Annotated in this window: 15 protein-coding genes; 6 read left to right on the forward strand and 9 right to left on the reverse strand. The window is 67.4% G+C overall.

Annotated features, from left to right (window positions below):
• Positions 1-440 precede the first annotated feature (440 nt).
• On the forward strand, positions 441-1,136 hold the full coding sequence (locus tag WS51_RS10035) for a phosphatase PAP2 family protein (RefSeq protein WP_069229040.1): 696 nt from the start codon (positions 441-443) through the stop codon (positions 1,134-1,136).
• A 136-nt stretch (positions 1,137-1,272) separates the two neighbouring features.
• On the opposite strand, the gene WS51_RS10040 is transcribed toward WS51_RS10035, so the two are convergent.
• Positions 1,273-1,932 (reverse strand): glutathione S-transferase family protein, encoded by a 660-nt coding sequence (locus WS51_RS10040; protein WP_069229182.1) that lies wholly within the window; start codon positions 1,930-1,932, stop codon positions 1,273-1,275.
• Between the two features lie 131 nt (positions 1,933-2,063).
• Positions 2,064-3,134 carry an MBL fold metallo-hydrolase gene (locus WS51_RS10045; protein ID WP_060023822.1) on the reverse strand — a complete coding sequence of 357 codons (1,071 nt, stop codon included), beginning with the start codon at positions 3,132-3,134 and terminating at the stop codon, positions 2,064-2,066.
• Positions 3,135-3,368: 234 nt separating this feature from the next.
• Between WS51_RS10045 and WS51_RS10050 the strand changes: the two genes are divergently transcribed.
• Both WS51_RS10050 and WS51_RS10055 read left to right on the forward strand, forming a co-directional pair.
• Positions 3,369-4,274, forward strand: coding sequence for an HTH-type transcriptional regulator ArgP (locus WS51_RS10050; protein ID WP_059448965.1), 906 nt, complete (start codon positions 3,369-3,371; stop codon positions 4,272-4,274).
• A gap of 158 nt (positions 4,275-4,432) precedes the next feature.
• Entirely contained in the window at positions 4,433-4,645 is a 213-nt protein-coding gene (locus WS51_RS10055) for a DUF1059 domain-containing protein (protein ID WP_059501497.1), read from the forward strand.
• Positions 4,646-4,752: 107 nt separating this feature from the next.
• On the opposite strand, the gene ltaE is transcribed toward WS51_RS10055, so the two are convergent.
• Positions 4,753-5,766: a low-specificity L-threonine aldolase gene (gene ltaE, locus WS51_RS10060; RefSeq protein WP_069229041.1), complete on the reverse strand. Its 1,014-nt coding sequence runs from the start codon at positions 5,764-5,766 to the stop codon at positions 4,753-4,755.
• A gap of 409 nt (positions 5,767-6,175) precedes the next feature.
• On the opposite strand from ltaE, the gene WS51_RS10070 reads away from it, so the two are divergent.
• From WS51_RS10070 to WS51_RS10080, 3 genes are read left to right on the forward strand one after another with little or no spacing between them, the layout of a single operon-like run.
• Entirely contained in the window at positions 6,176-7,597 is a 1,422-nt protein-coding gene (locus WS51_RS10070) for a cytochrome ubiquinol oxidase subunit I (protein ID WP_069229042.1), read from the forward strand.
• Between the two features lie 29 nt (positions 7,598-7,626).
• On the forward strand, positions 7,627-8,634 hold the full coding sequence (cydB, locus tag WS51_RS10075; protein WP_059448962.1) for a cytochrome d ubiquinol oxidase subunit II: 1,008 nt from the start codon (positions 7,627-7,629) through the stop codon (positions 8,632-8,634).
• Positions 8,606-8,785, forward strand: coding sequence for a hypothetical protein (locus tag WS51_RS10080; protein ID WP_059448961.1), 180 nt, complete (start codon positions 8,606-8,608; stop codon positions 8,783-8,785). The genes cydB and WS51_RS10080 overlap by 29 nt, the downstream gene beginning before the upstream one ends.
• 48 nt (positions 8,786-8,833) lie before the next feature.
• Here WS51_RS10080 and WS51_RS10085 read toward each other — a convergent pair whose 3' ends face one another.
• The 6 genes from WS51_RS10085 to WS51_RS10110 all read right to left on the reverse strand — a co-directional run bounded on the left by WS51_RS10085 (position 8,834) and on the right by WS51_RS10110 (position 12,633).
• Positions 8,834-9,121, reverse strand: coding sequence for a helix-turn-helix domain-containing protein (locus tag WS51_RS10085; RefSeq protein WP_059543406.1), 288 nt, complete (start codon positions 9,119-9,121; stop codon positions 8,834-8,836).
• Positions 9,122-9,135: 14 nt separating this feature from the next.
• The gene (locus WS51_RS32845; RefSeq protein WP_069229043.1) at positions 9,136-9,585 is read right to left on the reverse strand and encodes a hypothetical protein; all 450 of its coding nucleotides are present in this window, start codon (positions 9,583-9,585) and stop codon (positions 9,136-9,138) included.
• A 118-nt stretch (positions 9,586-9,703) separates the two neighbouring features.
• A complete protein-coding gene (locus WS51_RS10095) occupies positions 9,704-9,898 on the reverse strand; it encodes a YqaE/Pmp3 family membrane protein (protein ID WP_044848494.1) in 195 nt (64 codons plus the stop codon).
• 279 nt (positions 9,899-10,177) lie between these two features.
• Positions 10,178-10,726: a TIGR00725 family protein gene (locus WS51_RS10100; protein WP_069229044.1), complete on the reverse strand. Its 549-nt coding sequence runs from the start codon at positions 10,724-10,726 to the stop codon at positions 10,178-10,180.
• A complete protein-coding gene (locus WS51_RS10105) occupies positions 10,704-11,534 on the reverse strand; it encodes an ABC transporter permease (RefSeq protein WP_059501484.1) in 831 nt (276 codons plus the stop codon). The genes WS51_RS10100 and WS51_RS10105 overlap by 23 nt, the downstream gene beginning before the upstream one ends.
• Before the next feature lie 10 nt (positions 11,535-11,544).
• On the reverse strand, positions 11,545-12,633 hold the full coding sequence (locus tag WS51_RS10110; protein WP_059543414.1) for an extracellular solute-binding protein: 1,089 nt from the start codon (positions 12,631-12,633) through the stop codon (positions 11,545-11,547).
• Positions 12,634-12,641 lie beyond the last annotated feature (8 nt).

The raw sequence follows: 12,641 nt of genomic DNA on the forward strand, positions 1-12,641 counted from the left end.
CGGGCGCTGCCTGCACATGCGGAGCGGACAGGCCCGCACGGCGCGTGCACACATTTTCTTTTGATTTTCGTTCGTTGCTGCGCGGCCCGGCGCAGCACGTCAGATCAGCGCGAGACGCGATACGCGACGCCGATACGATCATCCGATGCAAGGTCCGCCGTAGCTCGCCGGATTATCCAGTTCAACCGATTATTTTCGGGCGATGTGCGATGAATGCGCGCGCAACCGTCAGACGATATCGCCCGAGCGCGCCGCACGGCCGTTTCCAATCCGGCCCTATCGGAAAATCGCGTTTTCTCAGGGGAATCCCGGTATTTTTTCCCATTTTCTTCGAAATTACCGGTGACATACTTGGCCCCCATTGCGCTCCTGTGTAAGCGCGCTTCCTGATGCCTGCCGGTCGCGTCTCATGTGCTGCGTGTCCGTCAGGCTCGCAGAACATGAACAATTTCGACACCACGATCCAGGTCTTTCTCACCCACATCAGTTTCGGACCGCTGATGAATCACGCGATCCGCGTGATCGCCGGCCTCTATACGTTCAAGGGCTTCATCCTCATCCCCGTGCTGTGCTGGCTGTGGTTCCAGCCGGGACCGCGACGCGAACGGCAACGCGAGCTCGTCATCGCGACGGTCGCGAGCGGGCTCGTCGCGCTCGCGTTCGGCCGCCTGCTCGCGAAACTCCTGCCGTTCCGCGTGCGGCCGATCTACAACCCGGACCTCCACCTGCACTTCCCGTCCGAGGAGCTGCGCGCGGCCACGCTACAGGCGTGGAGTTCGTTTCCGAGCGATCACGCGATGCTGTGGATGGCGATCGCGACGGGCATCTTCATCATCTCGCGCCGCGCCGGGGTGGCCGCGCTGCTGTATGCGGTCGTGTTCATCTGCGTGCCGCGCGCGTATCTCGGCTATCACTATCCGACCGACCTGATCGCCGGTGCCGCGATCGGCATCGCGATCGCGTGGCTGCTGACGCGCGATGCGATCCGTTCGCGCTTCGCGCCGCAGGTGCTGGAGGCGATCCGGCGCTTCCCCGCGCCGGCCTATACGCTTGCGTTCCTGCTGGGCTTCGAGCTGATCACGCAGTTCGACGAACTGCTGACGCTCGCGCAGTCGGTCAAGCACACGACGATGTAACGGGACGGCACCGCGATGCATCCACTGCTGTCGTCACGGCGCCCGGGCACGCGCTGCCGGCCGTGCGCGGCGACATCGCGCGCGGCGCGCGCCACCCGTCAACTTGCCGCCGCGTCGGCAACCGCGACCGCACGCATCAATCGCGATCGGGCGCGCCCAGCGGGAAGAACGCACGATACGGCCGCGCCTCGTCGACCGCACGCGCGAACGACGGCCGCGCCAGCAGCCGCTTGCGATACGCGATCACGTTCGCGAACGACGGATCGATCCGGTGTGTCCAGTCCGCGTAGAACAGGAACGGCGCCGCGCCGCAGTCGGCGAGGCTGAAGCGGTCGCCGGCCGCCCATTCGCGATCGGCCATCGTTCGGTCCAGCCATGCGTACGACGTTTCGAGCATCGCGCGCGCATCGGCGACGCCGCGCGCATCGCGCTCGTGCACCGGCCGCACCGCATCGAACACGACCTTCTGCTGCGGTGTCGCGACATAGTTGTCGAAGAAGCGATCCATCGTCCGCACTTCCAGCGCCGCGCGCCGGTCGTCGGGCACCAGCCGCACCGGGCCCGGATGGTAGAGATCGAGATACTCGACGATGATCGTCGCCTCGATCACCGTGCGGCCCGCGTCGACGAGCACCGGGAAGCGCTTCAGCGGCCACAGCGCGGCCAGCTCCTGCATCGGCTTCGGATCGTCGTGCGCAAACACGCGATACACGAACGGCGTGCCGTTCTCGTACAGCGCGGTCAGCACCTTCTGGCAATAGGAGGAAAAGGGATGGGCGTATAGCGTGGGCGTCATCGCGTGGTCTCTCAGGGGTTTCGGCGCCGCGTCATGCGGCGCCACGTGATCGGATACCTTGACGACGAACGGCACCCGGCCAATTCGACACCGGTCCGAACATTTTTTCTGCGTCGTGCGTTACCGCGCCGCTACGACCGGCCGTCCATCACGACGCGGCCCTCGCCGCGCCAGCGCAGCATCCCGCCGCCGAGGTTGGCGACGGCATCGAAACCCGCCTTCCGCAGGATCACGGTCGCCTGCGCGGAGCGGCCGCCCGCACGGCACACGGTCACGATCGGCCGGTCGCCAGCGAGCTCGCCGGTGCGCGCGGCCAGCTCGCCGAGGGGAATCGGCGTCGCGCCGGGCAGGTGGCCGAGCGGGCCGGTGAATTCGTCCGCCTCGCGCACGTCGATCACCTGTACTTCCGGCAGGTGATCCTCGAGCCACTGCGGATCGATTTCCCAGAATCCGGCGAACGTGTAGACGAGCGGTGCCCAGTCGGGCGCCGCCTGCACGTCGGGCGCGTTCGCGGCAACGCCGCACTGCAGGTTCGCGGGCACCGCGACGTCGATCTGGCGTGGATGCGCGAGTCCGAGGTTGCGCATGTAGCCCGCGAAATCGTCCTCGCTGAGATCGCCGCCCAGGCGCGGATTGAAGCGCCGCTCCTCGCCGACGCTCGTCACCGTCAATCCGCGATAGTCGTGCGCCGGGTACAGCAGGCAGGCGGCCGGCAGCGTGAAGAGCCGGCCGTGGACCGCGCGATACAGCGCGCGCGGGTCGCCCTGCTGGAAATCGGTGCGGCCGGTGCCGCGAATCAGCAGGCAGTCGCCGGTAAACGCCATCGATTCGTCGTCGAGCACGAGGCTGATGCAGCCGCTCGTGTGGCCCGGCGTCGCGCGCACGGTCAGGTAGCGCGTGCCGAACGAGCAGCGATCGCCGTCGTTCAGGTAACGGTCGGCGCCCTGCGCGCCGCTCGCGGCCGAAATCGCGATCGCGCTGCCGGTGCGCTGCTTCAGCAGCCACGCGCCCGTCACGTGATCGGCGTGCACGTGCGTATCGATGGTCGCGACGAGCCGCAGCCCGAGTTCATCCAGAAGCGCCGCATCGCGACGAACCTGCTCGAACACCGGGTCGATCAGCACCGCGTCGCGCGATGCGTGGTCGGCGAGCAGATACGTGTAGGTCGACGATTGCGGGTCGAAGAGTTGCCGGAAGATCATCGCGAAGTCGCTCCGTCGGCTGGGCGTGTCGGTCGAATGGTGAGTGCGGGCGTACGCCCCGCACCGCGTGTATCGCCGGCGCGCGGGGGCGCACGTTCATACAGCGTAGCGCAAAACGCGCGCATCACCGGCATGGCCGTACGCGGCGGGACGCCATGTCGCGCCCCGAGCGCCGGATGCGCTGCCTTACACTACCGCCTGTTCTCGTCTTACGTTCACAGGAATTGCGTCGACATGTCGATGACGATCGATCCGAAGCAAGCCGCCGCGCTGCTGGCCGTCGCCGACACCGGCAGCTTCGAGCAGGCCGCCGTGCGCCTGCACGTGACCGCGTCCGCCGTCACGCAGCGGGTGCGCGCGCTGGAGGCGAGCCTCGGCACGCCGCTCGTGCTGCGCACGCGGCCGTGCCGGCCGACGGTGGCCGGACAGCGCGTGCTGCAGCATCTGCGCCGCGTCGCGCTGCTGCAGGCCGACCTGCAGAGCACGCTCGCGGCCGAACGCGAATCGCCGATCTCGGTCACGATCGCGCTGAACTCCGACAGCCTCGGCACCTGGTTCCTGCCCGCGCTGACCTCGGTGCTCGCGGGCGAGCGCATCCTGTTCGAGCTGATCGTCGAAGATCAGGATCATACGTTCGCGTTGCTCGAAAGCGGGATGGCCGTCGGTTGCGTAACGACCGAGCCGAAACCGATGCGCGGCTGCGTCGCGACGCCGCTCGGCACGATGCGCTACCGGTTGCTCGCGGCCGCCGCGTTCGTGGTGCGCTGGTTTCCGCGCGGCCTGAACCGCACGAGCGCGCGCCATGCACCCGTCATCGCGTATTCGCGGCGCGACACGCTGCAGTCGACGTTCCTCAAGGAGAAGTTCGGGTTGCCGGAAGGCGCGTATCCGTGCCACTACGTGCCCGGCACGCACGCGCATTTCGCGGCGGTGCGGCACGGGCTCGGCTACGCGATGGTGCCGGAGCCGCTGATCGGCGGCGCGCCGCTCGACGCGCAAGGGCTCGTCGATCTCGCGCCGATGCATCCGACCGACATCGCGCTGTACTGGCACGCATGGACCGTGCAATCGCCGACGATGGCGTCGCTGTCGGCGCGGGTAGTCGAAGCGGCGCGCCGGCTGCTCGCACCGCTGCCGTGACGGGCCGGCGCTGACGTCGCCAGCAAGGCACACCGTGCGGTACGCGTAACGTCGAGCAACACCGCCGCGCCGCCTATACTTTTTTCATCGGCCCCGCGAACGCGCCGCGCGGCCGATCAAACCAGTCCGGCCGTTCCCTTTCCCGTGAGGAGAACATCATGTCCCGCCGCTATATCGATTGCCGCGAGTTTCCCAGCGCGATGCATTGCTCGGTCGCGATTTCCGCCGACTCCGACAACGAACTCCTGGAGGCCGCCGTGCAACATGCGGTCTCGGTGCACCAGCACACCGACAGCGCCGAACTTCGTACGCAATTGAAAGCACTCTTCCACGACGGCACGCCGCCCGCCGACATGCCTCGGCAAGCGTAGTCCGCCGGCACGCCCGACATCGACGGACGGGCTGCAACACCGCCGCGCCGCCTCCCCGCTTCCGCTTCACGCCGTGCCGGCACCTCCGCCGGCCGGCGCATCCCGCCTTACGCGCGCCGTTGCGCGAAATACGCGCCGACCGCGTCGACGAAGGTATCGATATCCGCGCGCGACACGTCGCAATGCGTGACGAAGCGCGACGCATAGAGCATCTGCGTGAGGATTCCGCGCGCCTTGAGCCACGCCTCGAGCGGCGCGCAATCGGCTTCGGGGAATTGAGCAAAGACCATGTTCGTCGCGTGCGACAGCACCTTCACCGGCTCGATGCGTGCGAGGCCCGCAGCGAGATGCGCGGCGTTCGCGTGATCGTCGGCCAGCCGCTCGACGTTGTGGTCGAGTGCATACAGGCAGGCCGCCGCGAGAATGCCGGACTGGCGCATCCCGCCGCCCAGCACCTTGCGCCAGCGCTGCGCACGCTCGACCAGCGCGCGATTGCCGACCAGCACCGAACCGACCGGCGCGCCGAGCCCTTTCGAAAAGCAGATCGACACGGTATCGAACGGTGCGCACAGTTCCGCGATCGGACGGCCGGACGCCACGGCCGCATTGCATACGCGCGCGCCGTCGAGGTGCGTGGCCAGCCCGCGGCTACGCGCGAGCGCAACGGCTTCCTGCACATAGCCTTCAGGCAACACCTGACCGCCGATCGTGTTTTCGAGCGCGAGCAGGCGCGTGCGGGCGAAGTGATTGTCGATCGGCTTGATCGCCGCCGCGACTTTCGCGAGCGGCAGCGTGCCGTCGGGCGCGTTCTCGATCGGCTGCGGCTGGATGCTGCCGAGCACGGCCGCGCCGCCGCCTTCGTACTTGTAGGTGTGCGCGAGCTGCCCGACGATGTATTCGTCGCCGCGTTCGCAGTGGGCCATCAGCGCGGCCAGGTTGCTCTGCGTGCCGCTCGGGAAGAACAGGCCGGCTTCCTTGCCGGCCCGCTCGGCCGCGACCGCCTGCAGGCGCAGCACGGTCGGGTCGTCGCCCCAAACGTCGTCGCCGACTTCGGCGGCAGTCATCGCGGCCAGCATCGCCTGGCTCGGACGTGTCACGGTATCGCTGCGTAAATCGATCATCTTCGTGCCCTGAGTGAACGCGGACCGGAACCGATGCGCCCGGCCCTGCCGAAACGAGACTCAGAGTGTACGCAATTCGCGCGGCGCCTGCCGATGCACCGCGCCGCGCGATCCGGGTGCGAGCTGCGCGGTGCGATCCACTTCGCGCCGGTGCCGTTCCGATGATGCGACGCGCCATATTGCCGCACATGCGTCAGACCGCCGCGCCGCGGCCATCGCTGCGCGCGCCACGATCTTGATACGAATCAACGATTTATCCCGAAACCGCCCGCGCGGGGCTGGACATCTGCGACGAGTTGGCGCATTTCGCGGCGCAACATCGCGGCACATACTCCAGCCAACCCCGATGCCCGTCGGCCGGGGTCCGCCGGCACCCGCCGGCGGGTATCGTCAGCTTCGGTCAACTGGTATGGAAACCGCTCTTTCGGCCCTCGATCTGGCCCGCCTGCAATTCGCGTTCACCGTCTCCTTTCACATCGTCTTCCCGGCGCTGAGCATCGGCCTCGCCAGCTTCATCGCCGTGCTCGAATATCGCTGGCTGAAGACCGGCAAGCAGTACTACAAAACCCTCTGCCTGTTCTGGTCGAAGATCTTCGCGGTCGCGTTCGGCATGGGCGTCGTCTCCGGCGTGGTGATGAGCTATCAGTTCGGCACGAACTGGTCGGGCTTCTCGAGCTTCGCCGGCGCCGTCACCGGGCCGCTGCTGATGTACGAGGTGATGACCGCGTTCTTCCTCGAAGCCGGCTTCCTCGGCATCATGCTGTTCGGCTGGAATCGCGTCAGCCCGCGCGCGCACTTCGGCGCGACGCTGATGGTTGCGATCGGCACGCTGATCTCGACGTTCTGGATCCTCGCGTCGAACAGCTGGATGCAGACGCCGCAGGGTTTCGAAATCGTCGACGGCCGCGTCGTGCCGACCGACTGGTTCGCGATCATCTTCAACCCGTCGTTCCCGTACCGCCTGTTCCACATGGCGATCGCCGCGTTCATCGTCGCCGCGCTGGTCGTGGCCGCGACGGGTGCATGGCATCTGCTGAAGGGCCGTCGCGACAAGGGCGTGAAGAAGATGTTCTCGATGGCGCTGTGGCTGCTGCTGGTGCTCGCGCCGCTGCAGGCCGTGATCGGCGACCAGCACGGCATCAACACGCTGAAGCACCAGCCGGCGAAGATCGCGGCGATCGAAGGGCTGTGGGAGACCGAAAAGGGCGGCACGGCGCTCAACCTGTTCGGCATTCCGGACATGAAGGCCGAGACGACGCGCTACGCGGTGAAGGTCCCGCACCTCGGCAGCCTGATCCTCACGCACAGCTGGGACGGCGAGATCCGCGGGCTCAAGGACTTCCCGCCCGAGGACCGCCCGAATTCGACGGTCGTGTTCTGGAGCTTCCGGATCATGGTCGGCCTCGGCTTCGCGATGATCGGCCTCGCCGTGCTCGCGTGGCTGCTGCGCCGCCGCGGCAGCCTGTACGAATCGAAGTGGTTCCAGCGCTTCGCGCTCGTGATGGGCCCGACCGGCTTCGTGTCGCTGCTCGCGGGCTGGGTGACGACCGAAGCGGGCCGCCAGCCGTGGGTCGTCTATGGCGTGATGCGCACCGCGCAGGCCGTGTCGCCGCTGTCGGTGCAGCAGGTCAGCCTGTCGATGATGACGTTCGTGATCGTGTACTTCCTCGTGTTCGGCACCGGCGTGTACTACATGCTGAAGCTGATGAAGGCCGGCCCGGCGCTCCCCGACGTCGAGCGCGACGCGCAACGCGGCGAGCCCGACACGCGCCCCGATCACACCGCGCACCGCCCGATGTCGGCCGTCGACGAGTTGATCGAAACCGTCTGAGCCCACCTACTTTCGCAAACGAGAAAACCATGGACGTCACCGTAATCTGGGCCGCGATCATCGCATTGGGGCTCTTCATGTACGTCGTGCTCGACGGCTTCGACCTCGGCATCGGCATCGTCTTCCCGTTCTTCCCCGACGAGAAGGAGCGCGACCTGATGATGAACACCGTCGCGCCCGTGTGGGACGGCAACGAGACGTGGCTCGTGCTCGGCGGCGCCGGGCTGTTCGCCGTGTTCCCGATCGTCTACTCGACGGTGCTGTCGGCACTGTACCTGCCGCTGATCTTCATGCTGGTGTGCCTGATCTTCCGCGGCGTGTCGTTCGAGATACGCGCGAAGGCGCGTCGCACGAAGCAGCTGTGGGATCTCGCGTTCATCGGCGGCTCGGCCGGTGCGACGCTGTTCCAGGGCATCGCGCTCGGCGCGTTCCTGCAGGGCATCAACGTGAAGGATGGCGTGTTCGCGGGCGATGCATTCGACTGGCTCACGCCGTTCAGCCTGCTGACGGGCCTCGGCCTGATCGTCACGTACGCGCTGCTCGGCTGCTGCTGGCTCGTCGCGAAAACGGAAGGCGACCTGCAGCGGCGCCTCCATCGCGTCGTGTGGCCGCTGACGGTCGTGCTGCTCGGCTTCATCGCGGTCGTCAGCCTGTGGACGCCGCTGCAGGATCCTGCCATCGCGCAACGCTGGTTCGATTCGGGGCTGTTCTGGCGGCTGCTGCCGGTGCCGTTCCTGGTCGCAGGGTGCGCGGTGTGGATGCGTCACGCGGTGCGCGAGCGGCACGACATGACGCCGTTCGTGCTCGCGCTGGCACTCGTGCTGCTCGGCTACGTCGGCCTGCTCGTCACGATGTTCCCGTATGCGATTCCGCAGACGATGACGATCTGGGAAGCCGCGGCGCCGCGTTCGAGCCAGACCTTCACGCTGGTCGGCGCAGCGGTTATCCTCCCGATCATCATCGCCTACACGACGATGGGTTACTGGGTATTCCGAGGCAAGGTGCGCCATGAAGACCAGCATTACTACCACCACTGATTCCGCCGCGCGCGAGCCCGGCGCGCCGCGGCCGCGGATGCGCGGCTGGATGTGGTTCGTCGTCCTGTGGGCCGGCGGCGTGCTCGGCGCCGTCACGCTGGGTTATGCGTTCAAGATCTTCATGAACCTGACGCTGTTCGCGGTGAAGTGAAGTCTGGCGGCCGGGAGGCCGATCTTGCCGCGCCGCCCGCCGAGTACGTCATTGCGGCGGCCGCCGCACGACGCCGAGCTTCAGTCCAAGCATGCCGAATATGCGGTTCATCGTCTGGACCGTCCCGTCGCTGCGGCCTTGCTCGATATCCTGAATCGTCTTAGTCGACACGCCGGCGAGCTTCGCCATCTCGGCGCTCGTGAGCCGCATCGTCTGCTTCAGATGACGCACTGATTCGCGCAGCGACCACTCGGGATGAGCAAGAACGTCCTCGATCGCTTGCCGCCGCAATGCGAGCTGATCGGGAAGCGACATCGCGTTATAGCGTTTGTCCATCGTGTCACCTCCGCCTAGCGCAGCGCATCCAGTTCGCGGGCAAGCCGCTCGATGCCTGGTTTCAGGAAAGCGTGCACATCGGGTTCCAGCCCCAGATCGACGCCCTGATCCGCGATCTCCCGCAAGCTCGGCGCCATTGCCTGCAACCGCACTCGCAATGCGTCGCGATCGAGCGCGGCATGCGCGTCCCCCGCCTTCGCCTCGCTCGCCCGCACGCCTTGCGGCAGCAAATCAATCAGGAAAGCAGGCCCGTGGGGCGTCACCAACGGCTCGAGATCGACCGGGAAACCGCATGCCATCGCGTGCGCATCGCGGGCGAATTGATGCCGGACTACCCATTCGACGTCGTACCCCGTGTAGGCACGACTGCACCAGCCCTCCTCCGACTCGCCGAAGAGCGTCACGACACCGACGTCGTGCCAACTACCGTAGGCATGCAGCTGGATTGTGCAGGAGGCGCTCATTTCGGCAGAAATCTATATAAATCACAGAGTCGATCACAGGTGAATTAAATAAATTTCTACCGAAATAGAAAGCGAGTCCTTCAACTCTCCATCCAGTGGCGGACTGAAACGCCGTCGCTTACCGCCGCTCGCGCAACGCCGCCTCGATCTTGCGATCGGTCTTGTACTGGCTCAGCGCATATACCGACCAGATCGCGGCAGGCAGCCAGCCGATGATCGTGAGCTGCAGGATCAGGCAGATGACACCGGCAATCGGGCGGCCGATCGTGAAGAACTGGAACCACGGCAGCAAGAGGGCAAGTAGCAGACGCATCGGATTTCCTTTTTCTTTTTGTATCGTTGAAGAACAGCGCATGCGGTCAATATGGCGCGTCACCCGACCATTTCAAGCCGAGGTGCACGAAGCACGCAGCAGCCGCTGCGCGTTGAACGCCCGCGCCGCTCCCGCCTCCTTCACCCGCCGGTCGCAAAGAACGGCCCTCGCATCGCGCGGGGGCCGTATGGAAATTGCTGGACAAGCGCCCGCGCCGCGCCAAGAACGCATGCCGATCCCCACCAGCATCGGCGTGTTCCCTGCGGGCGCGATACCGGCCTATGCCGAACCGGACAACCACCGCGCGACGCGCGCGACGAGCGGGTCTGCTTCGTCGAAATGCTCGACGCCCGCCACGTGCGGCGCGTTGCAGATCCCGAACACCGGCTTGCCCCATTGCAGCCCCAGCGCGATTTCCGACAGCGTGCCGAGGCCGCCGCCGACCGCGATCAGGCACGACGACGCGCGCGCGATCAGCGCGTTGCGCGTAATGCCGAGCCCGGTCGGCAGCGCGACGCTCAGATACGGATTCGCGTCCCGCGCATCGTCCTCGGGCAGCAGTCCGATCGCGCATCCGCCCGCACCGCGTGCGCCGCGCGCGGCAGCCTCCATCACGCCCTGCTTGCCGCCTCCGACGATCGCGATGCCCGTCGCCGCGATTCCGTGCGCGATCCGCTCGGCGACGGCAAGCTGCGCTTGCGTCGCGTCGCGCGGCCCGATCACGCCGACCGGCATCCGGTGCCGTTGCGCGCCGCGCTGCCGCTGCGCGAGTTGCGCCAGCGCGTCGCGCGCGTCGTTCGACCATTCAATGACGTCGTTGCCGTGCAAGTCCTTCCCCCAGTGCAAGAACGCAGGTGCAAAGCGCCGTCAGCACGATCGACAGCACGGCGGCCTGCGAGAAATCGGTCTGTCCGTCGGACAGCTTCAGGTACATCAGCAGCGGCAGGATGTTGACCTGCGTGCCGGCCAGCGCGAGCGCCGTGCCGTACGTGCCGAGCGCGATCGCCCCCACCAGGCACCATGCGGACGCGATCGACGGCCAGAGCTCGCGCCACGCGACATCGACCCACGCGCGCCACGGCCGCGCGCCGAGCGTCAGCGCCGCCTCGAGCGGCCGCCGGTCGAGATTCGCGAGCGCCGGGTAAAGCATCAGCGCGACGCGCGGGATCAGGTAGTACGCATACGCGAACGCGAGCCCCGGCATCGAGTAGATCGCGCCGCCGACCACGGTCGGATCCGCACCGAGCGATGCCAGCAGCATCGTCACGAAACCGGCGCGGCCGAACACGAGGATGAAGCCGTACGCGATCACGAGACCGGAAAAGGCGAGCGGCACGCCGAGCAGCACGAGCGACCAGCGGCGGCGCGCCGGCGACTGCCCGGCCAGCACGAACGCGACCGGCACGCCGACGGCGACGGACAACGTGCCGGCGCCGATCGCAAGCGCCAGCGAACGCACGATCGCGTCGGCGACGAGCGGATCGCCGAACACGGCGGCGAACGCGCGGCCGCCGCCTTCGAACGCGGCGCCGACGAGCGCGCCGAGCGGCAGCACGAAGCACAGCGCGAGCAGCACGGCCGCCGGCATCGCGCCGTAGCGGCGCAGGACGCCGCGCTGCATGGAGGAGCCCCGCATCGCGCGCCCCTTACTTGCCGAGCGTAGCCTGCGACCAGAGCTGGTCGACTTCGGCCTTGTGCGTCGCGGCCTTCGCGACATCGAGCGGGCGCACCTGCGGCGCGTTCGGCAGCTTCGCGGCGACGTCCTGCGCCACCGGCGTGCCGGGCACGGCCGGGCGCACGAAGCCCTGCGCGAACAGCGCCTGTCCGACGTCGCTCATCACGAGGTTGAGCCACAACTGCGCGGCGGCCGGATTCGGGCCGTTCTTCACGAGACTCATTGCGTACGGCGCCGACACGCTGCCGTCCTGCGGGATCACGACTTCGGCCGCGTCGCCCATGCCGTCCACGTACTTGGCCTTGAGCCCGTCGTTCTCGTAGCCGATCAGGATCGGAATCTCGCCCTTGACGAATTTCGCGTACGGCGTCGTCCCCTCGACGCGCAGCACGTTGCCCGCCTGCTTCAGCTTGCCGAAGAACTCCGCGCCCGGCTTCGGGTTGTCGATGCTGCCGCCATTCGCATAGGCGGCGGCGAACACGGCGACCTGCCCCTGCCCGGTCGAGCGCGGATCGAGATACACGACCGCATTGCGATATTCCGGCTTCAGCAGGTCGGACCAGCGCTGCGGCACGTTCTTCACGAGCTTCTTGTTCACGAGCAACGCGATGTTCAGCGAATGCACCGCGAACCAGCGGCCGTCGGCCGCGCGGAAGACCGCGGGCAGCCTGTCGAAATTGACCGGCTTGAACGGCGCGACGACGTCCCGGGCCGTCGCATCGAGCGCCGATGCCGCGAAGTAATACGCGGTGTCGGCCTGCGGGCGGCGGCGCGACTTGTCGAGCGCGACGACGGTGGCCGCCGAGCCGATGTCGTTGTACGTGATCTCGACCTTCGGGTAACGCTTGCGGAATTCGGCGAACAGCGACTTCCAGTTCGCCCACTCCGGGCCCGTGTCGAACGACACGACGAGCCCTTCGTCGGCGGCCTTCTCGTACAGCGCGTCCTCGCCCGGATAGAGCGGCGCGGCATGGGCAAGCGCGGGCGCCAGGGTCGCGAACGCGCAGAGCGCCAGCAGGCGGCGGCGCGTCGCATGAAGAAAGTGACGGCGTGCGGACATCGGGATTC

The sequence above is a fragment of the Burkholderia territorii genome (assembly GCF_001718335.1).
GTDB classification, from domain to species: Bacteria; Pseudomonadota; Gammaproteobacteria; order Burkholderiales; family Burkholderiaceae; genus Burkholderia; species Burkholderia territorii.